Below are 26,123 nucleotides of genomic sequence, written 5' to 3'. Positions count from 1 at the left end.
GAAGCCCTTGCTGGAAACAGTCAAGGGCTTCTTTCGTTTAAATACTTCCATGACCATTACACTTCCGCCACTGACCATCACTGCATATCCTCCGCCTATCGGTTATCACAGCACAGGACCGTCGGTGAGCCCTGTCCATCGGCAGCTGTTTCGCAACCGATAGCAGCCCTGCAGCCTTCACTGACCGTATCAAATCCTATTACTTTTTACCTGTATCCTATAGTTGCATATCAATTGGCCTTGCAGTAGCTACTTGTAATACTGTATATGCTATCCGACTGTTGGGAAGTATACAGGTAATGGTACACAGTCATAGCAGGCGGTCATGCAGCCATCACTGTGCTCCGGTGGTATGGTGCATCCTTGTAGCTAAGGGGAATTACTAAATTCAGGCTGAGCTCATATTCTTTTAATAAGTGGCTTTTTCTACAGTGGTTAACTAAATTATGCTATAACAGTATACGGAAGCCAGTTCAAGCTAATCCCACTACCGATTCTTTACAAAGAGTCTTTAGCTCACTTGCTATAGGCGAATAGTGCAATGAGTCTGCAGATTAAGGTTTGCTATTCTGATGAGGTTTGATGCACTATAGATACAATTTATTTCGTGCCAATAGTCCCGATGTTTTTGGGATAAATTTGTGTATATGTAACAGTGATTCTAACCCATATTGCCATTAAAACAAGGTATTAAACTGCAGGAAATGTGACTACGGTCACTTTTGATGTCTGATCTAATTGTAAAAAGTATCTTTCAAGATCTCTATTTTCCCTAAGTCATTTACAACCAATGGTCGAAATTGCTAACTAAACCTTGTAATCGGGTAATAAAAAAGTGACGTACATCACTTTTGTACGCATTGTCCATCATTAGATTGTCATAAATTGCTGCTTATTTTTGAATCAGAATCAACAATTTAAGTAATGCAGTTAGAGCAATTTAATTACGACAACAAGATTGTCAGGAATTTCGGAATCGCTACCATTATTTGGGGGATAGTTGGTATGACCATAGGATTGCTTGTGGCGACGCAGCTTGTTTGGCCCCAGATGAACTTTGGATTGCAATTTACAACATTTGGCCGTGTACGTCCTGTGCACACCAATGCGGTGATTTTTGCTTTCGTAGGTAATGGTATTTTTATGGGAGTTTATTACTCCTTACAGCGGGTGCTTAAAGCAAGAATGTTCAGTGATGCTTTGAGCAAGCTCCATTTTTGGGGTTGGCAATTAATTATTGTTGCCTCGGCTATTACACTACCCCTCGGTCTTACTTCAAGCCATGAGTATGCCGAAATGGAATGGCCTATTGATATCGCAATTACCCTCATTTGGGTCGTATTCGGAATCAATATGTTCGGTACTATTATCAAACGACGCGAACGTCACATGTATGTCGCTGTTTGGTTCTATATTGCCACATTTGTTACAGTAGCCGTATTGCATATTGTTAACTCCATCCAATTACCTGTAGCTGGCTGGAAAAGCTATTATGTCTACAAAGGCGTACAGGATGCGCTGGTACAATGGTGGTATGGTCACAATGCAGTTGCTTTTTTCTTGACAACTCCTTATTTGGGAATGATGTATTATTTCCTTCCTAAGATGGCCAACCGTCCAGTTTATTCTTACAAGTTAAGTATTCTTCACTTTTGGTCTTTAATCTTTATTTATATCTGGGCAGGTCCTCACCATTTGCTCTATACGGCGCTACCTGGCTGGGTACAGTCTTTAGGGGTTGTATTCTCCATTATGTTGATTGCTCCGAGTTGGGGCGGTATGATTAACGGCTTGTTGACCTTACGTGGTGCCTGGGATAAGGTACGGACGGAGCCTATGTTAAAATTCATGGTCGTGGCCCTTACTTGTTATGGTATGGCGACTTTCGAAGGCCCTATGCTATCCTTAAAGCAGGTGAATGCAATTGCTCACTTTACCGACTGGATCGTAGCACACGTCCACGTAGGTGCATTGGGATGGAACGGCTTTATGACATTCGGTATTCTGTACTGGTTGATACCACGTATTTATAAAACGGAGTTATATTCTAAAAAATTGGCATCAACGCACTTTTGGATAGGTACCTTGGGTATTTTGTTCTATGCGATCCCGATGTATTGGGCAGCTGTAGTACAAGGCTTGATGTGGAAAGAATTTACACCGGAAGGGGTTTTGAAATATCCAAACTTCCTTGCGACAACATTGGAAATTTTGCCAATGCACATGATGCGTGCACTAGGTGGTGCACTTTATCTATCGGGCGTGTTCCTGATGACGTTCAACTTGATCAAAACTATGCAAAAAGGGAAGCTTTTGGCCAATGAGCCTGCAGAAGCTCCTGCATTATTGCCGGTTCAAGTAAACGAACAGTCTCAACACCGTCGCCTTGAACGTAAGCCAATTTTATTTATGGTACTGGCTCTTATTGCCATCCTCATCGGGGGTATGGTGGAGATGGTGCCGACTTTTACAATTTCTAAAAACGTTCCAACGATTGCGAGTGTAAAACCTTATACAGCATTGGAACTGCAGGGAAGGGATCTTTACGTTAGGGAAGGTTGTGTGAACTGTCACACGCAAACTATTCGTCCATTTAGATCCGAAACCGCCCGTTACGGAGAGTATAGTAAGGCGGGAGAGTTTGTTTACGATACACCGTTTTTATGGGGTTCGAAGCGGACCGGACCGGATCTGCATCGCATCGGTGGAAAATATCCAAATAAATGGCACTTTGATCACCTGTTGGATCCGACGATTACCTCGCCAGGAAGTATTATGCCAACATATCCTTGGTTAATCGATCAGAAGCTGGATAATTCTATTCTGCAAGATAAAATGAAAGCATTACGGAAATTGGGAATCCCCTATACCGATGCGGAAATTGAACATGCTGAGCAGGATCTCACCAAACAGGCACAAAAAATTGCCGATGATCTAAAACAAAATCAAGTGAATGTGTTAGCTGATCGTGAGATTATAGCTGTAATTGCATACTTACAGCGATTAGGAACAGATATAAAAGCAGCTCCAAAAGTAGCTGATAATGTTAACGCAAATCAATAAAGCCATGTTTAAGCAAATAACAAATCTAAACGGCAGTGAGCTTTATCTAATCGCATCACTTTGGATCTTCTTGGTGTTCTTCATTTCAGTAGCAATAATGTTGTTTCGAATGAAAAAAGACTATGTTACTTATATGAAGGAATTGCCTTTGGAAGAAGATGAAACAGAAAAGGAACTGAATCATTCACCTGAAAGTCTATAATATATGAGTTTATTATTGGATACTGCACCAGCTACCACAGAAGTTGTTCAATCTACGATAGGATTCGGTACAGATAATTTATACACAGATATCTTAATTGTTGTATTGATCGTTGTGATGCTGGCTCTTCTTGCTTCGGCATTGATGGTCAATCGCGCGATGAAATCCATCATTAAGATTACCATGCCTGAATTGGCCAAGGAGGAAAAACTCAAAAAGGCGGCGAATAAGGGCTGGATGAAAAGGTCGTGGAACAAGATCATGGGTATCAGACCGATTTCAGAAGAAAAGGATATTGTCATAGACCATGAGTATGATGGTATCCGCGAATTGGATAATCCGATTCCGATCTGGTTTAATTTCCTTTTTTATGGAACGATTTTTTTCGGCCTTGTTTACTTATTTGTTTATCAGGTGTCGGGCATCGGAATGAACCAGGACCAGGAGTATGAACATGAGATGGTCGTTGCCGAGAAAGAGCGTCAGGCTTATCTTACCGCTTCTGCGAGCAATGTAGACGAAAGTAGCGTGGAGTTTCAGCCGGAAATGGCAGCTGATGGAAAAGCGATCTTTACCGCAAACTGTGTCGCTTGTCACGGTGGTAGTGGCGAGGGAGGCATCGGACCTAACTTGACCGATAAGTTTTGGCTGCATGGTGGTGAGATTAAAGATATCTTCAAAACCATTAAGTATGGTGTTCCTGATAAAGGAATGGTGCCATGGGAACAAACTTTAAGTCCTGCACAAATCGCACAGGTTGCCAGTTATATTATCACCTTAAGGGATACACACCCTGCTAATCCAAAAGCTCCGCAAGGTGATGAGGTGACCTATGGCGGTGGTCAAACTGCAAGCGGAGAGAAGGGGGCAGATGAGAGCAAAGCAGATCAGGCTGAAACAGATAAAAAAGCAGAGTAGTAAATTGAAATAGCAATGAGTACAGTAGTCGTGAATAATGCCAATAACGGTGGATCTAAGTCAAAAAAAAGACAATGGATTTATGCCAAAAAACCGCAGGGAGAGCTTTACAAAAAGAGACAGTGGGTTGGGTATTCACTACTGCTGTTCTTGTTTGTAGTTCCTTTTATCAAAATAAATGGTGAACCGTTTCTCATGTTCAACATTATTGAGCGAAAGTTTTCCATCTTAGGAAATCTTTTCTATCCACAGGATCTCTACATATTCGTATTCGGCATGTTAATCGTGATGGTATGTGTGGTTTTGTTTACTGTTGTCTTTGGACGGGTATGGTGTGGATGGACTTGCCCCCAGACCATTTTTTTGGAATTAATATTTAGACGAATTGAATATTGGATCGAAGGTGATTGGCAACAACAAAAGAAATTGGATGCTGGACCAAATACGGATCAAAAACAATTGAAAAAATTTTTGAAACATGGTATATTCCTGATCATATCATTTTTCATTTCAAATATCTTTTTGTCTTATATCATCGGTGTTGATGCGCTGATGAAGATCATCACTGATCCATTGGACCAACATATCGGTGGATTGATATCAATAATCATATTTACATTAGTTTTTTATGGCGTGTTTGCGTATGTCAGGGAGATTGTATGTATTGCAATTTGCCCTTATGGCAGATTGCAGGGGGTACTCCTCGATGACCAAAGTATAACTGTCGCATATGATCATAGACGTGGAGAGCCAAGAGGAAAACAGCAAAAGGATGCAATGACGACACATGGAGATTGTGTAGACTGCAAACTCTGTGTACATGTATGCCCCACGGGAATTGATATTCGAAATGGCCTGCAATTAGAATGTGTAAGCTGTACGGCCTGTATAGATGCCTGTGATGCTGTCATGGACAAAATTGGAAAGCCTAAAAAGTTAATTGGCTTTTATCCAATGGGTGAGATTGAAGGAACACTGAAGAAAAAAAGCAATACGAGGGCAATAGCCTATTCTATCGTGTTGGTTGCATTAATGTCGGTCTTTTGTTTTCTATTGTTCAATCGTTCTCAGGTGGATGGAAGATTGCTCCGGGCAAAGGGAAGCACCTACCAACTTCGTGATGATAAGACAATAAGCAACCTGTATTCTTTGGAATTGATTAATAAGTCTGGTAAAGAAATGCCTTTTAAATTGGTCTGTGATGATCCGCGTTTAAAGATTCAACTGGTCAATCCTATTCAAAAATTGAGTAAAGATGGGCATGCGACACTGAGCTTTTTTCTAATTATCGCGAATAAGGATGTTGAGACCTATAAAAGTAATATAAAATTAGCTATCTATTCGGGAGATAAGAAAGTGGAGAGTTTAAAAACCACTTTTATAGCACCTCCGGGTATGAATTAAATTGAAAAACAATGAATTGGGGTACAAAGATTTTTTTAACCTTGGCGGTATTTATGTTGTGTATAGTCGGAGCAGGAATATACATGGTGAGTCACGATTCGGATAGTCTGGAAGAAGATGACTATTACGAGCAGGGACTGAATTATGATCAAGCTTACGATAAAAAGCAAAATGTATTGATTATGAAGGAATCACCGACAATAGAAATCAGGCAAGATACCTTGTATATTCATTTTGTCTCCAAAGAAAATAAAGGAAAATTGCTGTTTCGAAAACCTTCGGATAATCGATTGGATAAAGAATTACCATTTCAGACAACCAGTAATTTATATACACTGCCCATTTCCACGTTCGATAAAGGAATGTGGAATTTGTATATTGACTGGAAGAGTGTAGGTAAAGATTTTTTGTTTGAAGAGCATATTTTATTTTAGTTTAAGGAAATGAGCTATACCTATTTTGCATTTTTCATGGGATTGTTTGGAAGCATACATTGTGCGGTAATGTGTGGTCCATTAATTTTTGCTATTGAAGGAAGGCAGGGTTTCGGTTGGAACGTTTTCTTAAATAAGATACTGTATCAATCCGGCAGGGTACTGACTTATGGTTGTTTAGGACTTTTACTCGGTACGATCGGGACATTTGCGCAAATTCAAGGTTGGCAGCGAAGTTTGAGCTGGGCCACAGGTATTATCCTGATCGGAATTGCTTTATTCCAGCTTATTGGTAAGCATAATAGAAAAATCGCTAGCTGGCAGACGAAGGCTGTGCAGCCAATTGTACGCTTATTGTCGAAATGGCTCTATAAACCGGGAGGGAGTTTTATTGCCGGCGTACTGAATGGCTTATTGCCCTGTGGTATGGTCTACATGGCACTCATGTCGTCCATAAATGCAGACAGCCCACAGCAAAGTTTCTTTTTTATGTTGTATTTTGGCTTAGGAACTATCCCGCTATTGTTTGCGTTTTCTTTTCTGGGAAATTTCTCCAGATCTTTCAAAATCGGATTTTCGAAATGGGTTCCCTTTCTCTATTTCTTATTGGGAATATGGTTTATACTCCGGGGTGCCAATTTAGACATTCCGTATTTAAGTCCATTCATTCATGTCGATGGTGCAATAAACTGTGTTTAACGACAAACAATATGTCGATGCTAAGTATTATATTTGGTAAAACCCTTAGCACACAATATGGAGGTACTTCATCATATTTTACAGATTGCATTAGAATATTATTGGATTCCCTTACTCATCCTTTATATTGGTGTAATCGGGACGATTTTGATCGAAAACCGTAATCCATCCAAGACCATTGCCTGGATTATGGTCATTGTTTTCTTACCTGTCGTCGGTTTGCTCAGTTACTATTTCTTTGGTCAGAAGTTTAAGAAGGTCAAAAGGATGAAACGCGTGTATCGCGAGCAGTCCAAAAAGCTACTGGATGCCTGGCGTAAGGAATCCGAAATTATGGAGGAACATATTGATACGTTAAATGAGCGGATCGGTAGTTTGGCCATGGTGTACCGCTACCTTAAAAATCAAAAGATCTCTACATTTTCCCTCAACAACGATGTAACCCTGTTTATCAATGGGGAGGAAAAGTTTCCGGTACTTATTGATCGCCTTAAAGCTGCGCAGCATTCCATTCACATGGAATATTATATCTGGGAAATGGATGGAATAGGGCAGGAAATCTTACATATTCTAGAAGAAAAAGCAAAAGCTGGGGTCACCGTACGTCTGATATTGGATAGTTTTGGTGCTCCTGATGTAATTAAATATTTACGGCGGCATAAACCCGATTTTGTGTTTCAAGCTTTTCTTCCAGTAACCTTCAGTTCCTTGGCGAATAGCAACTACCGAAATCACCGCAAGATAGCGGTGATCGATGGGAAAATAGGCTTTGTCGGCGGAATCAATATTTCAGATCGATATATCAATAATGGAAAAAATGAGGTTTATTGGCGGGATACAGCTATGATGGTTGTCGGCGCGGCCGTAAATACGTTGCAAATCCAGTTTTGGAACAGCTGGAACCAGACAGATGCGGAATCGTTTGAATTGGGCCGAGGTTATTTAAACCGATTTCCACTTACCGATGAAGATGCGAGTGGAGTAGGATTTACAGCCAGTGATCCTGGATCGCCAGCGCCCTTTAATATGGAAGCAATTATTGCCGGTATCAACGAAGCAAAAGAATATGTACAGTTGTGTACGCCATATTTTATTCCCAGCGATCAATTGACGACCGCTTTAATGCTCGCGGTATCTTCAGGTGTCCGTGTGGACTTGATGTTGCCGGCCCAGTCTGATTCGTTTTTTGTACAGCATGCCTCATTCTCATTTATAAAACCACTACTGGAAAGAGGAGTCAATGTATACCTCTATACAAAGGGATTTCTGCATGCCAAAACCATCTGTATTGATGGGAAGCTTGCCTATATCGGTACGACAAACTTAGATATTAGAAGTTTTTATATCAATTTTGAAATCTCGGGAATTGTCTCGGATAAAGCGCTTTGCGACCGTCTTAATGCGCAATTTTTGGCTGATATCGACTTATCAGATCTGATTACAATCCGAAAATGGATGCAGCGAAGCCGCTGGAAAAGAGGAGTTGATTCCATCTGTAGGCTTTTGGCTCCATTGCTTTAAATTATTTTTAAAGAGTCGGTAATGACCCTATGAATAGGTATAATAAATGTTAAAAATACCCCAATAGGGTTGGTCTTTGCTCAAAATTGAATATATTTAGCTATTCATTTTTTATTCTAAGACTTTCAATGAAGCACATAAAACTATTGACTTTATCGATAGGACTGTTAGGGATGGGGACCACTTATGCCCAGACTACACCTACGTTGCCTATTAATACGATCGTAGAACGAGTTCAGAAATATTTTCAGGTCTACCCAGTTGAAAAGGTACATTTACATTTCGATAAGCCATATTATGCGGTGGGGGATACCCTCTGGTTTTCGACCTATTTATCCCGCAATTTGGCCGAATATGAGCCGAGTAAAATAGCTTATGTGGAAGTACTGAACAGTCGTGATTCCCTGATTCAGACACTAAAAATTCCATTGGATAAAGGGGTAGGAAATGGGCAGATTGTACTTGATCCTCAATTTATGTCTCAGGACAATTATCGATTTAGAAGTTACACAAAATGGATGGCCAACTTTGATAATGCCTACTTTTTTAATAAGGTGGTGCCAATCGGTGATGTTATCAATAAGAAATTGATTACGAACATTGAATTTCAAAATAACATTGGTGGCAATAAAACCCAAGCTGTCATACAGTTCCGCGATCGTACGGGAAAGCCGATGATCAATTCAAAAATCAATTGGGAGTTTGTCTCGGGATGGGAAACGTTCGACAAGGGTAAAGGTGAGACTGATGGTCTAGGGAAAGTAACGATAAATTTGTCTGCGAAGGAAAAAGCAAATTTGGAGAAAGGACAATTGAAGATTAGCATTCAAGAGAATAAAAATGAAAAACCTTTGTCTAGTTCTTTCTTGCTAAAAAATGCCTTATGGGATGCGGATGTGCAATTCTTTCCTGAAGGGGGAGATATTATCGCCGGATTGGCAAAAAAAGTGGCATTTAAAGCCCTCGGATCCGATGGAAAGGGTCTAAAGGTAAAAGGAATTATTTTAGATTCTAAGGGTAAATCTGTAGCAGAGTTTGCGGACTTCGGAACTGGAATGGGCTATTTTTCTCTTCTACCGCTCGCAGGAGAAAATTATCAAGCAGTTGTGAAGTTTGAGAATGGACAGGAACGCAAATACAAATTGCCGGCTGTTGTCAATGACAAGGCAAATGTTGTTTTTGTAAAACAGGATGCAACAAATGCTGAGTTTGCCGTGGTAACCAGTGAAGAGAATTTTTCAAAAAACCAGGGGCAATCCTATTATGTTTTAGTTCAGTCGAATGGACATCTCTGTTTTGGCGCGCAAGTGAATTTAAAATCTTCATCAGCATTGGTCAATATTCCGAAAGAGCGTTTACCAAATGGTATTGTCCAGGTAACTTTATTGAGTCCTGATGGAAAGCCTCTCAGTGAGCGTCTGGCATTTGTTCAAAGTGAAAAGCTTTTAAATATTCAGGTTACGAGCGATAAGCAAAGTTATAAGGCCAAAGACTTGGTCAATCTTAAACTTGCTGTAGACAACAATGGACAGAAGTTCCCAGGAAGCTATTCAGTAGCTGTAATAGACGAATCCAAAGTTCCTTATAATGATCAGGCAGATCTATCGATTGTGAGCAACTTTTTGTTGACTTCGGACCTCAAAGGAAATGTAGAGAACCCAAATTCATATTTTGATGAAAAAAATCCCAACCGGGATAAAGCTTTGGATGCTTTATTAATGACGCAGGGCTATCGTCGATTTGACTACCCGACGCTTATATCGGAGAAGTTGCCGCAGATTAGTTTTCTTCCTGAGCAAGGAATCGAATTGTCAGGTATACTTCGGATGAATACGGGACGTCCTTATCCAAATGGTGGGTTACTTTTATCGGTACCTTCCCGTAATATTAAGAAGGACGTTTATACGGATCAAAATGGACGATTCACATTTAAAGATCTTGTGTTCCCGGATTCGTCCAAAGTAACGGTTAATGCCCGATCGAATGACAATTACCGAAGCTTGGTTATTAATATGGACCAGAGCTTTTACCCCGAGATCGATAAGAATAATGGTTATAAGAGTTATTTTGTACCTAATATAGACCAAGCTTTTGCTCCTTATTTGGCGAATAGCCGAAAAGAATATCGAAAATCGATTCTCTTGGATGAGGTCGAAGTGACAGCGGTAGTGAAGAAAGTAATCACCAATAAAGATTTTCCTTCTATTTCGGGGCTGTCCATGCCGGAACACCGTATTGAACCCGAACGTTTGACCGGTTGTAACGTGTTGACCATGTGTCTTCAAACGGTATTGACGGGCATTACTTATGATCCACAGACATTGAAATATTATGTTTCTCGTGATTATAATGCGGGTGGGCGTACACCTGTTCAATTCTTTCTGAACGGTATGGCTATTGATGAGCCCGGATTGAATAGCATCAATGTCGCGGATATCGAAGGTATCGAAATCTTCTTACGTGATGAATTGGGTACAGTCTCCAGAATGTATCAAAATAATGGTGTTGTGTCAATCTATACGAAGAAAGTGGAAGCGAAGAAACCACGGATGTCATTGAGTGAGATTGAAAGCTTATTGCCTAAATCAAATGTAATCGATATGTATCCATTGGGGTATATTAAAGAGCGGAAATTCTATGTTCCAAAATATGATACGCCGGAAAGAAAGGCTGCAAACGATTTGAGAACGACCATTTACTGGAATCCGAAAGTCTCGATCACAGAGACCGGGGAGGCTGCCATTCAGTTTTATAATGCCGACGGAAATGGAAATTACAAGGTAATCGTCGAGGGAATGGATCAAACAGGGAATATCGGCCGTAAGGTAATAAACTACGGTGTTCAGCCTTAAACCTTGTATATAGGAGTTGATCAAAAAAAGAACGCTGTTCTCAGTCAAAGAGAGCAGCGTTCTTTTTTTTGTTAAAAAAAACACCTCCTTGATGGGCAAGGAGGTGCTAACTAACCAATTATAAACCTAAATTATGAAAAGTATTTTGTCGCTATTAATAGCGCTAATCTTCTTATTTATAAAGTATATTTCAAATCCTATGCCAAATAGTGTTTATAGCACTTTTGGCAGATTTTTAGTTGACTTTTTTGATCAGGCTATTTATTCAAGTGGAAATAACAGGGTCTACAACGTGGTTCATAAGCGTCTTTTTCACCTAAAAGTACGGTTTCCGTATCCTTGGTCAGGCGATAGGAATAATTCGCTGGAGCGCCACATTGCATGCAAACCGCATGTACTTTCGTAACGTGTTCGGCTACTGCCATTAGATTGGGAATTGGGCCAAATGGTTGCCCTTGAAAATCCATATCGAGCCCGGCAACAATTACCCGAATACCACTGTTTGCCAATTTGACACACACCTCTGTCAAACCGTCATCAAAAAATTGTGCTTCATCGATTCCGACAACTTGGGTAGATGAGCTTAAGAGTAGGATCGCTGAAGAATGATCAACGGGTGTTGACGGGATGCTATTACTATCGTGAGAAACGACCAACTTTTCATCGTATCGTTTGTCAACAGATGGTTTAAAGATTTCGACATTCAGACGTGCATATTGTGCTCGTTTTAGCCTGCGAATCAATTCTTCTGTCTTGCCTGAGAACATCGAGCCACAGACAATTTCAATGCTACCATATTGAGCGGGGCGCAAAGCCAAATTATGTTCGGAAAAAAGCATTTGATTAATTTAATTTTGTCGGAAGGTCTGCAAATAAGGTGATTTTTGTAAAATGACCTCCCATTATATTCTGTTTTTGACACTGCTAATATCAGAATTAAATATTAAATTTGGGTAGCAAAAAAGTGAACGTAAATCCAAATATTTCTAAATCAAAGGATTGAGTTTTCCACTTTTCGGTCGGTTGAAGGTATAAGTATTATAAATGATTAATTGGTGATTTCAAATAGAATTATGGGTACTAAAGAGGAAATTTTTAATAAGATAGGCGATTTATTACAGGATTTAAATGGACAGTATCTAAGCTTGTCAGAGCAGGGGAGTTTGTCCGAAATTAACGAATTAGTAACACTGGAAGCGAAAGCACAGGCTGTGGCAGCATACATAACTTTACTAAAGACCAAGGCTGTTCTTCAGGAAGGTCAATCGCAGCATGCTTTAAGTACTGCTGCCTTGGACAGTAAGAAGATTGCTTTCAACGATTATTTTACCCCACCTTCTACCATTAGAACATCAGCGCAACAAGTTGTTGCTGAACAGCCTCAAAAAGAGGTTCAAGACGCTCAGCCAGTTGAAGATTTCAGCCGTGGAAATGAAGAAAGCATTGTGGTAAATGAAGAAACTATCGTGGCGGAAAAAGAAGTCCCATTTGTTTCTGAAAGTGAACCTGCAAAATCGGAGGAACCTAGTCCTGAAATTGTTGAACCTGTCATTCCTCCAGTTGCTGCAATTCCCCCGGTTTTTGCAGCTGCCCCAGTGGAGGAATTAGCTTATCAGGCAGAAAAGGACGTCACTGAGCAAGTCGAAGAACCGACTGTCTTCGTTACAGAAGTAATCGAAGAACCAAAAGAAGTCGTTATCGAACAGCCGCAAGAAGTTTTTATTCAGGAAGAAATCAATACGGTCATTGAGGAAGCTCCAGCAAGACCATTGACCTTAAATGAAATTATCTCTCAACAGAAACAAGCCGGCGTGCAGAATCGTGTTTATCAGGTGAATCAATCTGGACATACCGATAAACTCACGGATATTAAAGCAGGGATAAGCTTAAATGACAAACTCTTATTTATTAAGGATTTGTTTAATGGGTATAGTTTAGCGTATAGTGAGGCTGTCGAATTATTGAATAGGTTTACAAGCTACGCAGAAGCGGACGCATTTTTGCAGACAAATTATGCTATTAAAAATAAATGGGCAGATAAGCCGCATACCGTTGAAAAATTATACGACGTCCTGCGCAGAAGATATAACTAAAATCATAAAACATAAAAAAAACAGCTCTTGTTCTACTGGAGCTGTTTTTTTATGCCGATATTTTTGGTTTTTTAGCTTAGTTGAAATTGTAGCCAATCGTTCCCTTCATGACCATATACAAAATACTTTGGCTGAAGAATTTCGGCTAAGGATTCGAGTTCGCTCAAGTAATTGTATCCGGGAATCTTTGCAAATTGTTCACTGGTCATAATAAAGACTTGATCTAGCTCGATAGCTTTGGATGATGCGATAGCTGCCGTATTCAACAATTGTGGGATTTGGATAAATGTCTGTTCCCCATGACCGATGACAATGATTTTATCGGCTTCATTTTCTGTCGTAACTGGAATACCACCTGCAATTTTTATGGCTTCCTGCAGATAGGCAGAACGGTTTATTTCAAGGGGCTGTATTTGGTCCAGTACCAATACCTTGGGCCTGTCAGTAGCCGAAATAAACTTAAGCTTATGGATTAGAATACTTGTTTCGTCTTCAATTTTTTCAACCAGTTCAACTGTTTTATCGATGGCATCGAGATCAGTCCCGATACGTTTGATATAGGAGACCATATCATCGATGTCGACAAGTTGAGGGCGATCTGAAATCAATGTGTCGTAGGTTTCAGCTGGAATAGCTGCCGGATTTAGGTCCAACTGGTCCAAAATATGGGCGACTAGTTTTTCTTGATTGCTTTGCATGTTGCAAAAATACAAAACCTTCCTGACTTCGCAGACACCAAGAGCAATGAAAGCGAACTGAAGGTTCTTTTTGGCCAATAAGATCAGACACTTTCAGAAATAAAAGGGAAGCATTAGCGAAAGTAAATTAGCAATAGTAGGTATGCACAGATTTTTGTAAATTGGCATCAAATAAATGATATAAATATGTTTGACAAATTATTTCAAGCCCAGCAAAAGGCGGAGGAAATCAAAAAAAGATTGGATTCAATTTCTGTGTCTGGTGAAGCGGAAGGTGGTTTAATCCGTGTGATAGCGACAGCAAATAAAGAGATAAAAGAGGTTACCATCGATCCTATATTTTTATCAAACGCAGATAAAGAAGAATTGGAGGAGTTGCTTGTGGTTGCTCTGAATAAGGCAATTGCTCAAGCTGAGAATATCAGCCAGGCTGAAATGCAAGCAGCAAGCAAGGATATGTTGGGTGGACTAGGAGGACTAGGCGGATTATTTAATCAATAGCAATATTATCATGAAAGCGACTTATTACGGACAATCTTGTGTGGAGTTTGATTTTGACGGCACGAAGGTTCTTTTAGATCCATTTGTAAGCTATAATCCACTTGCAAAAGAAATCGATGTAAATACAATTAAACCGGATTATATCTTTTTAAGTCACGGGCATCAGGACCATGTAGCAGATATGGCGACGATTCAAAAAAACAGCGGTGCCACTGTTTTAGCGATTGTTGAAACTGCAGGCTGGGTGAGAAGACAGGGAGTGCCTGACGATAAAGTTATCGAGTTTAACTTGGGCGGAACAGTTCAACTGCCTTTTGGTTCGGTAAAGATGGTATATGCCGCACATACCAATAGTACACCTGATGGTCAATACGGTGGGTTTCCTGTAGGTTTTGTCTTTAATGTAAAAGGCAAGCGAATTTATTTTGCTGGAGACACTGCGTTAACCATGGAAATGAAATTGCTGGCAGACATGAAGCTGGATTGGGCATTTTTGCCTATTGGTGGGCATTATACAATGGACGTGGATGATGCAATTAAAGCCGCTGAATTTGTGAATTGTGCTCGGGTAGTTGGTATCCATTACGATTCATTTCCGCCAATAACGATCGATAAACAACAAGCTTTGGATAAATTCCAAAATGAGGATATTTCATTGTCATTGCCGGAAATCGGTTCGACATTTGAGTTATAAACAATACAACAAAAAGCCGAGCTAGCTCGGCTTTTTGTTGTATTGTTTTCCTGATTTTATGCAGATCTGCGTTGTGTCCATTAAGATATGACAATCTTTTTAAGATCTTCCAGGCTGAAAAGAGGGATATCGATGATTTTATTCTTCAGGATTTGTTCTTTGTTTTCTTCAAAGTAGAACAGCTTCCATTCCCCATTTTTATATTCTAAACTACTGAGATTTTCAATCCAGTCCCCTGAGTTCATATAGGTGCAGGTTCCTTTTCGGGTAATAACTTCTTTGATTTGAGGTTGATGGATGTGTCCACAGATAACGAAATCGTAATTTTTTTCAATCGCTAGTTCAGTAGCTGTATGTTCAAAATCCGATATATACTTGACGGCCTTTTTAACAGAGTTTTTGATCTTTTTAGAAAGAGAGTATTTCTCCTTACCCATTTTATCCAGGCAATAATTAATGATATTATTGAGCTGGATTAATTTGTCATATCCCCATCCACCCAGTTTGGCCAACCATTTAGAATGATGAATGGATGCGTCGAAAACATCCCCATGAAAGATCCACACTTTTTGATTATTGAGTGAGAGAAGTAGTTTATTGCTCAGCTTGATATTACCTAATTTTAGATCGGTAAATTTGCGCAACATTTCATCGTGGTTGCCCGTGATGTAATGCACTTCTGTACCAGAAGAGCTCATGTCAATAATCTTTTTGATGACTTTGAGATGTTCCTGTGGGAAATAGCTTTTTTTAAATTGCCAAATGTCTACGATGTCTCCATTGAGTATCAGTATTTTGGGAGATACGGACTCTAGGTAAAGTAAAAGCTCTTTAGCTCTACTACCGTAGGTACCTAGGTGTAAATCTGAGATTACAAGTATATCAAGGCTTCTTTTCATTTGCAATAAATTTGTTTATTCATCTATGTCTACAAAGATTTATCAACCTTTGTTGATTTTGTTGTCTGTCCGTCTGTTGAGGACTATATTTCACCTTTGACGGATTTGTCTGAAATGAATCGATCATGAACGATCTATTTTACCGTTTTTTGTGTTATTGTATGCCACGATTTTTCATTCAATAAATCTGTTATCTTCTTTTACAAAAAAAAGATACTTTTATTTTGTACCGATGAAATTCCTGTTATTAAATCATTAAAATATCTTGTAAAACGGTATGAATTAGTTTATTGGAAATTAATATTAGCAGGAAATTTTCGTTGAGGAGACGATCAGAAAGACAATGGAGTGGGGTAAGGGCCACAAAAAAAGGTATCCAATTTTATTGAACACCTTTCATTATGTTAAAGATTATTTTTCTTTTTTATTTGGCAGTTGCTGCCGCTCTATCGATGTGGAATTGTACTAAATCGTCAATAGGGGAACGTAAGATCTTACCTACTTTCATTCCATATTGCTCAGCTTTTTCAGCTAATACATTTCTGAAATTATAACCTACTGAACCGATACAGTTGAAAGTATAACTTTGATAATTAGGGTATTTGCTAACAAGGTTTCTGAAAAATGCTTCAAAAGCTTCATCAACGATATTACGTGTATATTCGATATTTACATTGTTGTCATAGACAAATTTGCTAAAGCTAGCACAGAAACGATTTGGCATAGGTTTGGTATAAACCGCGTCCATAATTTCATCTTTTGTCATTTTATACGTGTTGTAGAATACCTCTTTAACATCTTTAGGCATCAAATTACGAACATAATCTGCCAGTAATTTTTTACCGATATAACTACCAGAACCTTCATCACCTAAAATGTAAGCACCTGAGTCGATGTTTAATGTGATTTCTTTGCCGTCGTAGAGACAAGAGTTTGTTCCTGTTCCTAAGATCGCAGCGAATCCGGCTTGAGTTCCTAATAATGCTCTTGCTGCTGCAAGAAGATCGTGTCCTACTTCAACTTCAGCTGTCGTAAATACTTGTTTTAAGGCATCAACTACAATTTGTGCTTTTTCCTTGTTATGAACACCTGCACCATAATAGTTTACTTCTGAGATTTTTTCAAAAGGTAAATCTTGCGGTAGTCCTTTTTTTAGGGAGTTTACAATGTATTCACTATCAACAAAATAAGGGTTATATCCTTCTGTGTTGAAGTAGATTTTTTTATTCGAATCGTCTAACAAACACCAGTTTGTTTTTGTTGATCCCCCGTCAGCAATGATTATCATTATTGAGTAGTTTTAATTGTGTTTATCGTTATAAAATGAGTAATCAATTCATTAATCAATTCCCCGAAAATACATTTTTTAATTTTAAATATCATAATTTATCCACGTATTTTTCAAAAAATAAATTTTTGTACTTTGGTGACTATATAAAAAAACTGGCTTAACGATATTGTTAAGCCAGTTTTTGAGCTGTGTAATAAAATTGTTTAAATAGTGTACTATTTACAATTAGTGAGGGGTGTTAATGTCCCCCTTCAGCCTCTATTTCGTCAATATTGATTCCTTGTTTTGTTAATATTCCCTTAACAAATATCGCAAAGAAAACAACATAACAGAATCCGATTAATGGTAGAATATACGAATTATGAATGCCGATAATATCCGCTAATTTTCCTTGAATCGGAGGAAGAACACCACCACCAAGAATCATCATGACAAGAAATGCCGAACCTTGAGCGGTATATTTACCTAAACCTACAATGGATAAACTGAAAATCGAAGACCACATAATTGAACAAGCAAGACCGCCTGATAAGAAAGCATAGATTGCAATAGTACCCGATGAGAATAGGCCAATTAACATCGCGATGATTCCAAATAATCCGAAAATAATCAATGTACGAGCAGGTTTTTCTTTACTTAGGTAGAATGCTACAATCTGAAGAAGAATACATACTACGTAATAATAGAGATGCGACATTTCAAATCCTGCAAGCGTATTGACTCCGATGATAATGGAGAATGCAATCAGAGGAACGATAATCAATAATCCATTTTTAGCCGATTTACTCAAGTTAAAGGCTGTAATTGCACCGGCCCAACGACCAATCATCATACTCCCCCAATACATGGATACATAAGGTGTAATTTGCGATGATTGCAAGTGACCAAATTCCTTCAATGTCAATAATTCGCCGAGGTTACTACCGATAGCAACTTCGATACCGACATAGATAAATAGGGCGAGCATACCCAAAGCCAATTGTGGATATTTCATCGCACCCCAGCCTTCTGGATTTTTTTGCGCGCTCTTATTGGAGAACAATAAACCACCGATCACAACGACCAATGCTCCAGCCAACCATAACATACGTTGCATTTCGAGTGGTTTGGCAACTTCTTTAATGTGCAATTTGAGTTGGTCAATCTGAACCTGATCCGTTAAACTTGAAACCTGTTTGTGTAACTGCTCTACCTGCAAGGCTAAGTCACTCTTGTAGCTTAAAAAAACAGGTGTGAACATACCAAAAAGTAGTACGGTCATAATGATCAATGTACGTAAAGCTTTATTAGCCTTTTCCATCGGTTCATCACTAATGCCAGCAGGAACTTTTTTACTGAAATTAAATAATGCTGCAGCAAGCAGGAACAATAGACCAACACCTATGTAAAGATACACAACCTTGTTTAGAGGAAGGTTGGCGATCTCGGAGTCAGAAATAGGTTCAAAAGTTCCGAATAAGGAAAATCCGATAACAAGAGGTCCTATTGTTGTACCAAATGAGTTGATACCACCGCCTAGGTTCACGCGGGAAGCACCCGTTTTTGGATCGCCCAATAAAACGGCAAATGGATTTGCTGCAGTTTGTTGTAATGAAAAACCAAGGGCTACAACGAATAGTCCCAACAACATACCAACATACAAATTTACTTCGACAGCAACAATCATGGCTGCTGCACCCAAGGCCGAGAAAAGTAAACCGTAAACGATACTCTTTTTATATCCCCATTTTCCAACCAGGTCCTTTCCTCCGATTGAACTGAAAATAAATAGTAACAATGCACCAATATAATAGGCTGTATAAAAAGCAAAGTCTATTAACTGGGATTGAAACTGGTCTAAATGAAAGTAATTTTTGCAGAACGGTATAAAAACACTGTTCCCTGCCGCAATGAACCCCCAAAAGAAAAACACAATAATCAATGTGTAGAGTGCGGGGTAATTGGTTTTAGTTTGTTGCTGTTCCATATAAGGGATCTAAAAACTTAAATTTTGAAAGGTACGAACTTATGAAAAAAAATATAAAATTCAATCTAAAAATGTTGTTAAATCGTTTTACTAGCTACAATAGTAAATATTTTTTTTGAAATATTTTGAAATAACAAAATTTGTTTTTTTCTTTGTCTAGGTTCTCAATATTTAATCCACTTCGGGTTTAAAAGAAATCATTAAGTTCTTCATCACACTTAATCATGGAAACTTGTTTAAGTGTGTAATCAGAATTCAGAAAAAAGCTCAAAAAAAAATCCAAAAATCATACACAACACATTAATGGATATTAACGAATTAAACGCTAAACTCGTATCGGAATTGCGCGAGATTGCTAAATTGATCGGTATCGCAGATGCTGATAAATTGCGTAAACAAGAATTAATCGAAAGAATTAGCAATACTGGTGGGGAAGAGGAAGCAGCTCCAGCGCCAGCTGAAAACGCAGCTAAAGTAGAGGAAGATAATCAGGAACATGCTGAACGTACACGTAAACGTGTCCGGACTGTAAAAACAGCGGAACCTGTCACGGTAAGAAAACGTGAGGTTTCTGAGCATGACGAAACTCCGGTTGTAACCGAAGATGCTCCATCAGCAGATAAAGGTCCCCAACCTGAAAAAGCAACACAAACTCCTAAAGCAGAAAACACTTCTTCAAGTACAGATTTCGATAATGTGATCGTTAATGAGGGTGTATTGGAGATCATGCCTGATGGTTATGGCTTCTTACGTTCATCAGATTATAACTATTTGACTTCTCCTGATGATATTTATGTATCACAATCTCAGATCAAATTATTTGGTTTGAAAACGGGAGATACGGTACGTGGTTGTATCCGTCCACCTAAAGAGGGTGAAAAATACTTCCCTTTGGTACGGGTTGAGGCTATCAATGGGCAAAATCCTGCTGAGGTTCGTGACCGTGTGCCATTTGATTATTTGACACCATTGTTCCCTGATGAGCGTTTAAATTTGGATATGGGCGTTGGAAATTACTCTACGCGCATCATGGATTTATTTACGCCTATAGGTAAAGGCCAACGTGGATTAATCGTTGCTCAACCGAAAACGGGTAAAACAAACTTGTTAAAAGAGGTTGCAAATGCTATTGCAAAGAATCACCCAGAAGTTTATTTGATTATCTTATTAATCGATGAGCGTCCTGAGGAGGTTACTGATATGGCGAGAAGCGTACGCGCTGAAGTTGTTTCTTCGACATTTGATGAGCCAGCTGACCGCCACGTGAAAATCGCGAATATCGTGCTTGAGAAAGCGAAACGTATGGTAGAGTGTGGACATGATGTCGTTATTTTGTTAGACTCAATCACAAGATTGGCTCGTGCATATAACACGGTTGCGCCTGCGTCAGGTAAAATTTTGTCAGGTGGTGTGGACGCTAACGCTTTACATAAGCCAAAACGTTTCTTTGGTGCTGCCCGGAATATCGAAAACGGTGGTTCATTGACAATTTTAGCAACAGCATTAACAGATACAGGTTCTAAAATGGATGAAGTTATCTTTGAAGAATTCAAAGGTACAGGTAATATGGAATTACAGTTGGATCGTAAGTTGGCTAACAAACGTATCTTCCCTGCGATCGATATCACAGCTTCCAGTACACGTCGCGATGATCTATTGACTGACAAAGATACATTACAACGTATTTGGGTACTTCGTAACCACCTATCTGATATGAATTCTACAGAGGCCATGGAATTTTTACAAGGTCAATTGCGTGGAACTAAATCAAATGAAGAATTTTTGATCAGTATGAATGGGTAATCCCATCAAATTTTGATATTTTAGCCATCATTTTTAATCGAATGATGGCTTTTTTTATAAAATAGATCCTGTAAATGAAAAAACATATCCCAAATCTACTGACTTGCCTAAATTTATTTAGTGGCTGTATCGCTGTATTGATGGCATTGCAAGGCAATATTCAAGTGGTTACTATTTGTGTCTTTGCGTCCGGGATATTCGATTTTTTTGACGGAATGGTGGCGCGGCTTCTTCATGTTAAATCGCCAATCGGAAAGGAGCTTGATTCGTTGGCCGATATGGTCAGTTTTGGTTTTTTACCTGGGACAATCATGTTTACCTTATTGACAAAGGTATTTCCTGATGGCTCTCTGTTGCCTTATTTAGGGTATATCATTACTGTTTTCTCAGCCTTACGTTTAGCAAAGTTCAACCTGGATGAGCGTCAAACTTCTGATTTCATTGGTTTGAATACGCCAATGAATACATTTTATGTGCTTTCATTGCCTTATATAGCAGACAAGTATCCGCAATTGGTTTTAAATCCGATTGTATTACTCGTTAGTATTCTTCTAACCAGTTATCTTTTGGTGAGTGAAATTAGGTTGTTTTCGATGAAATTTAGTTCGATGGACTGGAAAACGAATAAGTTTCGCTTTATATTTTTGATCTTGACGCTGATCTTGTTTGTTGTTGGTCAATTTATGGCTTTACCGATTATTTTAGTTTTATATTTCCTATTGTCGGCATTGCATTTCAATAAAAAAAACGATCTGGTTTAGATCGTTTTTTCATATTGTTCCAATTCAAAAAGGAGCTCTTTCATTTCGATATCTATAATATCAAAGGTGGCTTGAAGCCCCTCGAGAGATTCCTCATTTTTTGCATTGGCCTCTAATTCCTCAAATTTTTCTTTTAAGTGAAAGGCACCGATATAGTCCATTGTCGGTTTGATATGATGGGCTGTATCACCAATCTTTTGAAGATCACCTTCAGCCAGCGCTTGTCGGAGCTTGTCGAGATCTACAGGTGTTTGAATAAGATACATGGATACAAATTGTTTGATTAATTCGTGGTTGTCAAACATGTTTTGGCGGATCAGTTCAATGTCGATATGGTTCATCGTCGCTAATTTTCTTTACAGGTAAGTCGTCTGTGCATTTATCCAATAAATATACGTTATTTTTTTTGTAAACGGGGTGGATATAGCCAGGGGCTATTTCTACTAATGGTTCGAGCGTGAACCTCCGTTCGGCGATGTAAGGGTGTGGAATCTGCAGTGAGGGCAAGTCGATGATTTCCTGGTTAAAGTAGAGAAGGTCGATGTCAATTACTCTTTCTCCCCATTTTTTGAAACGTATACGTCCTAATTCTTGTTCGATATGTTGTGTTAGATTTAAGCATGCCAAAGGCTGTAACTCGGACGTTACTAAAACGACCTGATTCAAAAAGGCCGGTTGGTCTTCAACTCCCCAAGCCGCTGTTTCATAGATCGACGATGCTTCAATAATTGCTCCAACGTGTGTTTCAAGTTGTTTTCTTGCTAGATTAAGCTGTTGAAAACGGTCTCCAAGGTTAGTGCCCAAAAGTATATAAATCTTATTCATAATGCTAAATTAAGCTTTTGTTGATTTTAATGGGAAGAAATGCGGGTATTAATTGTAGGTGAAAAAGTGAATTTCCGTCGGCCAGAAGCCCTAATTTCGTGGAAAAAAATATGTTGTAGTTGAAATAAAAGACTGGGTGAATAAAAAATATTGCGTTACCTTTAGTGAAAAATAAGTCTTTCCACTGGAAGATAGGTTATGGATCGGATTTAATTACAAAATATGAAATCATTTTTTAAGTACGTACTGGCAACAATTACGGGGATTGTGATCTCTTTTGTTGTGTTGTTTATTGTTTTGATGGGAATTATTGGGGCGATCATCAGCTCGGCGTCCTCTGATCAGGAGATTGTTGTTAAAAGCAACTCGGTTTTATACCTATCTTTTGATTATGATATTACAGAGAGAAGTGAAGCTAATCCTTTGGGTAGTCTCAATCTTCCAGGCTATTCTACCAAAAATATTGGGCTAGACGATATTTTGGCGAGGATCAAGTATGCAGCTACGGATGGGAATATTAAAGGGATCTATTTAGATGCTAGTCATATCGGTGTTGGTTTTGCGAGCTTAAAGGAAGTAAGGGACGAACTTTTGGCCTTTAAGAAAACCGGGAAATTTGTTGTTGCTTATAATGCCGGGTATGACCAAAAGGCCTATTATGTAGCGAGCACCGCTGATAAGGTGTATGTTAATCCACAAGGGACGATTGATTTTAGAGGTTTGGCAAGTTCTACGATGTTCTATAAGGACCTCTTGGATAAGGTTGGGGTAGAGATGCAGATTGTGAAGGTGGGTACATTTAAAAGTGCTGTTGAACCTTACTTTTTGAATAAAATGAGTGATCCCAATCGCTTACAGGTAACATCATATTTGGGAAGTATATACGGTACTTTTATCAATGAAATAGCGGCGAGCAGAAATATTGCTGCCGATTCATTACGGGCTATAGCGAATGACTATCGTGTTCGGGATGCGGACGATGCGGTAAAATATAAGCTTGCGGATGCCAAGCTGTATAAAGACGAACTTTTGTCAGATCTGAGAAAGCGTTTGAAAATTTCGGAAAAAGATGAAATATCGTTTGTTTCCCTACTGGATTATAATAAAAAGGTAAAAGACGATGCGAGTGGATCTGAAGTCGCGGTTCTTTATGCTGCTGGAGAAATTGTTGACGGTGAAGGAACTGGACCTGGCCAAATTGGCGGTGATAAATTCTCCCGCGAACTACGAAAATTAAGAGAAGATGATGCGGTTAAAGCTGTTGTTTTACGTGTCAATTCACCCGGTGGATCTGCTTTAGCGTCAGATATTATTTGGCGGGAGGTTATCTTGACCAAGAAAGTTAAACCTGTCATCGTTTCCATGGGAGATTTAGCTGCATCAGGAGGGTATTATATCTCGGCGGCAGCCGATTCGATATTTGCTGAGCCAACCACGATTACGGGATCAATTGGCGTATTTGGCGTGATTCCTAATTTCCAGAATCTGATGAACAATAAGATTGGAGTACATTACGATGGTGTAAAAACGGGTAAGTTTGCCGATTTGATGACTTCTTTTGATCGACCGTTGACAGCCGAAGAAAGAGACATCATCCAGCGAGAAGTTAATAAAGTATATGGTACATTTACGAAAGTTGTTGCAGACGGCCGTAAATTATCCATTGCTGATGTTGATAGTATTGGACAAGGAAGAGTTTGGACTGGTGCACAAGGAGTGAATAATAAATTGGTTGATCGTCTGGGGAACTTGGATGCGGCTATTCAGGCTGCCGCTAAAAAGGCAAACTTGAGTAAATATAAAGTGTCCCAGTATCCAGAGAAAGAAGATCCTTTTACCTCAATATTGAATAATTCAAAAGAAAAAGTTCAAGTTTGGGTAGCAAAAGAACAAATGGGTGAATATTATCGTTATTTTGATGTCATGAGAAAAGCTACTGCACAGACGGGTGTGCAGGCGAGATTGCCTTATAGCGTTGAGATTCATTAGTAATCGCCTCGTAAAGAAAATTCAATCGTTGTATGACTCTAGGTTATTATGGTTTATAACGATGTAGGCAATTCTTACTTTGTGTCATGAGAAGATTTATGCAAGGTAAGAATTGCTGTTAATAAATAATTATTTCTAATGAAAGCAAATGCTTTTTTTTATATTTAGCTGTTCGTTTGACAAAACGACCTAATCCCAAATCAATAAAGTTACACAATGAAAACAGTAGACGATTTAAATTTTGCAGGTAAAAAAGCCTTGGTACGCGTGGATTTCAACGTGCCTTTGGATGAAAATTTCAATATTACGGATGATAATCGTATCCAGGGAGCGGCTCCAACAATAAAGAAGATTTTGAGTGATGGTGGAAGCGTGATATTGATGTCCCATTTAGGAAGGCCAAAAGATGGTCCTACTGATAAGTATTCATTAAAACATATTGTTGCTCATCTTTCACAGGTTTTAGGTACTGATGTTCAGTTTGCCAATGATTGTATCGGCACAGAGGCCGTAGAAAAGGCTGCAGCGCTACAGGCTGGTCAGGTTTTATTGCTTGAAAACCTTCGTTTCTATAAAGAAGAAGAAAAAGGAGATGTTGGATTTGCAGAAAAGTTGTCCAAATTAGGTGATGTGTATGTAAACGATGCTTTCGGCACAGCGCACAGGGCTCATGCTTCGACAGCAATTGTTGCGCAATTTTTCCCAGGAGCTAAATATAGCGGTTACTTGATGGCAGCAGAAGTTGGAAATGCAGAAAAAGTATTAAACAATCCGGTTAGACCTTTTACTGCTATTATGGGGGGGGCAAAAGTTTCTGATAAAATTCAGTTGATTGAGGCCTTATTGGATAAAGTTGATAATCTTTTGATCGGTGGAGGTATGGCTTATACGTTCATCAAAGCTAGAGGGGGCGAAATTGGTAAGTCATTGGTTGAAATCGATAAACTTGATTTAGCGAATGAGTTGGTGAAAAAAGCGAAGGAAAAAGGTGTAAACCTGGTTATTCCTACGGATGCTCAGATTGCAGATGCATTTTCAAACGATGCTAATGTATATGATGGGCCAAATGATCAAATTCCGGCAGATTTGCAAGGTCTTGATATCGGTCAGGAGTCTGCAGCAAATTTCGCTGCGATCATCAAAAATTCTAAAACGGTTCTTTGGAATGGTCCGATGGGTGTTTTTGAATTTGATACTTTTGCGAAGGGTACCAAAGCTGTAGCTGATGCTGTTGTTGAAGCAACGAAGAATGGCGCATTCTCTTTAATAGGGGGTGGTGATTCTGCTGCTGCGGTAAGTAAATTTGGTATGACTGAAGATGTAAGTTACGTCAGTACAGGTGGTGGTGCACTTTTGGAATACATGGAAGGAAGAGTTCTTCCAGGTGTGAAGGCACTTGAAGATTAATATAAATCAAATTTTTAGAAAGGGACAACAATAGGTTGTCCCTTTTTTATTAAAAAAGATCTGTATTGTGTACTAAACTATTGATGTAATGTCAGATTAAATC

Annotated in this window: 22 protein-coding genes; 15 read left to right on the top strand and 7 right to left on the bottom strand. The window is 39.0% G+C overall.

The window, feature by feature from the left end:
* Positions 1-924 precede the first annotated feature (924 nt).
* The 8 genes from ccoN to M2419_RS14875 all read left to right on the top strand — a co-directional run bounded on the left by ccoN (position 925) and on the right by M2419_RS14875 (position 11,093).
* A complete protein-coding gene (gene ccoN, locus M2419_RS14910) occupies positions 925-3,063 on the top strand; it encodes a cytochrome-c oxidase, cbb3-type subunit I (RefSeq protein WP_153846102.1) in 2,139 nt (712 codons plus the stop codon).
* Between the two features lie 4 nt (positions 3,064-3,067).
* The gene (locus M2419_RS14905; protein ID WP_046671935.1) at positions 3,068-3,265 is read left to right on the top strand and encodes a hypothetical protein; all 198 of its coding nucleotides are present in this window, start codon (positions 3,068-3,070) and stop codon (positions 3,263-3,265) included.
* A gap of 3 nt (positions 3,266-3,268) precedes the next feature.
* Positions 3,269-4,183, top strand: coding sequence for a cbb3-type cytochrome c oxidase N-terminal domain-containing protein (locus M2419_RS14900; protein WP_153846103.1), 915 nt, complete (start codon positions 3,269-3,271; stop codon positions 4,181-4,183).
* 15 nt (positions 4,184-4,198) lie between these two features.
* Positions 4,199-5,587, top strand: a complete 1,389-nt coding sequence (gene ccoG, locus M2419_RS14895; RefSeq protein WP_153846104.1) for a cytochrome c oxidase accessory protein CcoG — start codon at positions 4,199-4,201, stop codon at positions 5,585-5,587.
* 11 nt (positions 5,588-5,598) lie between these two features.
* Complete coding sequence (locus tag M2419_RS14890) at positions 5,599-6,021, top strand: FixH family protein (protein ID WP_153846105.1); 423 nt, start codon at positions 5,599-5,601, stop codon at positions 6,019-6,021.
* 9 nt (positions 6,022-6,030) lie between these two features.
* Complete coding sequence (locus M2419_RS14885) at positions 6,031-6,720, top strand: sulfite exporter TauE/SafE family protein (RefSeq protein ID WP_153846106.1); 690 nt, start codon at positions 6,031-6,033, stop codon at positions 6,718-6,720.
* Between the two features lie 57 nt (positions 6,721-6,777).
* Positions 6,778-8,241: a cardiolipin synthase gene (cls, locus tag M2419_RS14880; RefSeq protein WP_153846107.1), complete on the top strand. Its 1,464-nt coding sequence runs from the start codon at positions 6,778-6,780 to the stop codon at positions 8,239-8,241.
* Between the two features lie 128 nt (positions 8,242-8,369).
* Entirely contained in the window at positions 8,370-11,093 is a 2,724-nt protein-coding gene (locus tag M2419_RS14875) for a carboxypeptidase regulatory-like domain-containing protein (protein ID WP_259255300.1), read from the top strand.
* Positions 11,094-11,350: 257 nt separating this feature from the next.
* Here M2419_RS14875 and M2419_RS14870 read toward each other — a convergent pair whose 3' ends face one another.
* On the bottom strand, positions 11,351-11,932 hold the full coding sequence (locus M2419_RS14870; protein WP_075991734.1) for a thymidine kinase: 582 nt from the start codon (positions 11,930-11,932) through the stop codon (positions 11,351-11,353).
* 216 nt (positions 11,933-12,148) lie between these two features.
* On the opposite strand from M2419_RS14870, the gene M2419_RS14865 reads away from it, so the two are divergent.
* Complete coding sequence (locus M2419_RS14865; RefSeq protein WP_153846109.1) at positions 12,149-13,186, top strand: hypothetical protein; 1,038 nt, start codon at positions 12,149-12,151, stop codon at positions 13,184-13,186.
* Positions 13,187-13,257: 71 nt separating this feature from the next.
* Here the strand turns inward: M2419_RS14865 and M2419_RS14860 are convergent, their stop codons facing one another.
* Positions 13,258-13,884 carry a hypothetical protein gene (locus tag M2419_RS14860; protein WP_159729071.1) on the bottom strand — a complete coding sequence of 209 codons (627 nt, stop codon included), beginning with the start codon at positions 13,882-13,884 and terminating at the stop codon, positions 13,258-13,260.
* Between the two features lie 186 nt (positions 13,885-14,070).
* On the opposite strand from M2419_RS14860, the gene M2419_RS14855 reads away from it, so the two are divergent.
* Entirely contained in the window at positions 14,071-14,385 is a 315-nt protein-coding gene (locus tag M2419_RS14855) for a YbaB/EbfC family nucleoid-associated protein (protein WP_153846111.1), read from the top strand.
* 10 nt (positions 14,386-14,395) lie between these two features.
* Positions 14,396-15,079 (top strand): metal-dependent hydrolase, encoded by a 684-nt coding sequence (locus M2419_RS14850; protein WP_159729067.1) that lies wholly within the window; start codon positions 14,396-14,398, stop codon positions 15,077-15,079.
* An 80-nt stretch (positions 15,080-15,159) separates the two neighbouring features.
* Here the strand turns inward: M2419_RS14850 and M2419_RS14845 are convergent, their stop codons facing one another.
* The 3 genes from M2419_RS14845 to M2419_RS14835 form a co-directional block, all read right to left on the bottom strand.
* The gene (locus M2419_RS14845; RefSeq protein WP_046671898.1) at positions 15,160-15,978 is read right to left on the bottom strand and encodes a UDP-2,3-diacylglucosamine diphosphatase; all 819 of its coding nucleotides are present in this window, start codon (positions 15,976-15,978) and stop codon (positions 15,160-15,162) included.
* Positions 15,979-16,402: 424 nt separating this feature from the next.
* Positions 16,403-17,266, bottom strand: coding sequence for an N-acetylglucosamine kinase (locus M2419_RS14840; RefSeq protein WP_046671899.1), 864 nt, complete (start codon positions 17,264-17,266; stop codon positions 16,403-16,405).
* A 241-nt stretch (positions 17,267-17,507) separates the two neighbouring features.
* Complete coding sequence (locus M2419_RS14835) at positions 17,508-19,235, bottom strand: MFS transporter (protein WP_075991739.1); 1,728 nt, start codon at positions 19,233-19,235, stop codon at positions 17,508-17,510.
* 303 nt (positions 19,236-19,538) lie between these two features.
* Between M2419_RS14835 and rho the strand changes: the two genes are divergently transcribed.
* Entirely contained in the window at positions 19,539-21,038 is a 1,500-nt protein-coding gene (gene rho / locus M2419_RS14830; protein ID WP_153846113.1) for a transcription termination factor Rho, read from the top strand.
* Between the two features lie 74 nt (positions 21,039-21,112).
* Complete coding sequence (pssA, locus tag M2419_RS14825; protein ID WP_153846114.1) at positions 21,113-21,799, top strand: CDP-diacylglycerol--serine O-phosphatidyltransferase; 687 nt, start codon at positions 21,113-21,115, stop codon at positions 21,797-21,799.
* Here pssA and M2419_RS14820 read toward each other — a convergent pair.
* Both M2419_RS14820 and folK read right to left on the bottom strand, forming a co-directional pair.
* On the bottom strand, positions 21,796-22,140 hold the full coding sequence (locus tag M2419_RS14820) for an Hpt domain-containing protein (RefSeq protein WP_153846115.1): 345 nt from the start codon (positions 22,138-22,140) through the stop codon (positions 21,796-21,798). The genes pssA and M2419_RS14820 overlap by 4 nt on opposite strands.
* Positions 22,121-22,624, bottom strand: coding sequence for a 2-amino-4-hydroxy-6-hydroxymethyldihydropteridine diphosphokinase (gene folK / locus M2419_RS14815; RefSeq protein ID WP_153846116.1), 504 nt, complete (start codon positions 22,622-22,624; stop codon positions 22,121-22,123). The genes M2419_RS14820 and folK overlap by 20 nt, the downstream gene beginning before the upstream one ends.
* 222 nt (positions 22,625-22,846) lie before the next feature.
* Here folK and sppA point away from each other — a divergent pair, with 222 nt between their 5' ends.
* Positions 22,847-24,613, top strand: a complete 1,767-nt coding sequence (gene sppA / locus M2419_RS14810) for a signal peptide peptidase SppA (RefSeq protein WP_159729065.1) — start codon at positions 22,847-22,849, stop codon at positions 24,611-24,613.
* Positions 24,614-24,829: 216 nt separating this feature from the next.
* Positions 24,830-26,020, top strand: a complete 1,191-nt coding sequence (locus M2419_RS14805; RefSeq protein ID WP_153846118.1) for a phosphoglycerate kinase — start codon at positions 24,830-24,832, stop codon at positions 26,018-26,020.
* Positions 26,021-26,123: the final 103 nt, after the last annotated feature.

It is taken from the genome of Sphingobacterium sp. BIGb0116, assembly GCF_024808035.1.
GTDB lineage: Bacteria > Bacteroidota > Bacteroidia > Sphingobacteriales > Sphingobacteriaceae > Sphingobacterium > Sphingobacterium paramultivorum.
The sequence above is the reverse complement of the archived record's forward strand: the minus strand, read 5'-3'. Positions and strand labels throughout refer to the sequence as shown.

Bases quoted from the DNA above. Each gene is read 5' to 3' on its own strand.
- ccoN (WP_153846102.1), top strand. From the start codon at position 925: ATGCAGTTAGAGCAATTTAATTACGACAACAAGATTGTCAGGAATTTC.
- M2419_RS14905 (WP_046671935.1), top strand. From the start codon at position 3,068: ATGTTTAAGCAAATAACAAATCTAAACGGCAGTGAGCTTTATCTAATC.
- M2419_RS14900 (WP_153846103.1), top strand. From the start codon at position 3,269: ATGAGTTTATTATTGGATACTGCACCAGCTACCACAGAAGTTGTTCAA.
- ccoG (WP_153846104.1), top strand. From the start codon at position 4,199: ATGAGTACAGTAGTCGTGAATAATGCCAATAACGGTGGATCTAAGTCA.
- M2419_RS14890 (WP_153846105.1), top strand. From the start codon at position 5,599: ATGAATTGGGGTACAAAGATTTTTTTAACCTTGGCGGTATTTATGTTG.
- M2419_RS14885 (WP_153846106.1), top strand. From the start codon at position 6,031: ATGAGCTATACCTATTTTGCATTTTTCATGGGATTGTTTGGAAGCATA.
- cls (WP_153846107.1), top strand. From the start codon at position 6,778: ATGGAGGTACTTCATCATATTTTACAGATTGCATTAGAATATTATTGG.
- M2419_RS14875 (WP_259255300.1), top strand. From the start codon at position 8,370: ATGAAGCACATAAAACTATTGACTTTATCGATAGGACTGTTAGGGATG.
- M2419_RS14870 (WP_075991734.1), bottom strand. From the start codon at position 11,932: ATGCTTTTTTCCGAACATAATTTGGCTTTGCGCCCCGCTCAATATGGT.
- M2419_RS14860 (WP_159729071.1), bottom strand. From the start codon at position 13,884: ATGCAAAGCAATCAAGAAAAACTAGTCGCCCATATTTTGGACCAGTTG.
- M2419_RS14855 (WP_153846111.1), top strand. From the start codon at position 14,071: ATGTTTGACAAATTATTTCAAGCCCAGCAAAAGGCGGAGGAAATCAAA.
- M2419_RS14850 (WP_159729067.1), top strand. From the start codon at position 14,396: ATGAAAGCGACTTATTACGGACAATCTTGTGTGGAGTTTGATTTTGAC.
- M2419_RS14845 (WP_046671898.1), bottom strand. From the start codon at position 15,978: ATGAAAAGAAGCCTTGATATACTTGTAATCTCAGATTTACACCTAGGT.
- M2419_RS14840 (WP_046671899.1), bottom strand. From the start codon at position 17,266: ATGATAATCATTGCTGACGGGGGATCAACAAAAACAAACTGGTGTTTG.
- M2419_RS14835 (WP_075991739.1), bottom strand. From the start codon at position 19,235: ATGGAACAGCAACAAACTAAAACCAATTACCCCGCACTCTACACATTG.
- rho (WP_153846113.1), top strand. From the start codon at position 19,539: ATGGATATTAACGAATTAAACGCTAAACTCGTATCGGAATTGCGCGAG.
- pssA (WP_153846114.1), top strand. From the start codon at position 21,113: ATGAAAAAACATATCCCAAATCTACTGACTTGCCTAAATTTATTTAGT.
- M2419_RS14820 (WP_153846115.1), bottom strand. From the start codon at position 22,140: ATGAACCATATCGACATTGAACTGATCCGCCAAAACATGTTTGACAAC.
- folK (WP_153846116.1), bottom strand. From the start codon at position 22,624: ATGAATAAGATTTATATACTTTTGGGCACTAACCTTGGAGACCGTTTT.
- sppA (WP_159729065.1), top strand. From the start codon at position 22,847: ATGAAATCATTTTTTAAGTACGTACTGGCAACAATTACGGGGATTGTG.
- M2419_RS14805 (WP_153846118.1), top strand. From the start codon at position 24,830: ATGAAAACAGTAGACGATTTAAATTTTGCAGGTAAAAAAGCCTTGGTA.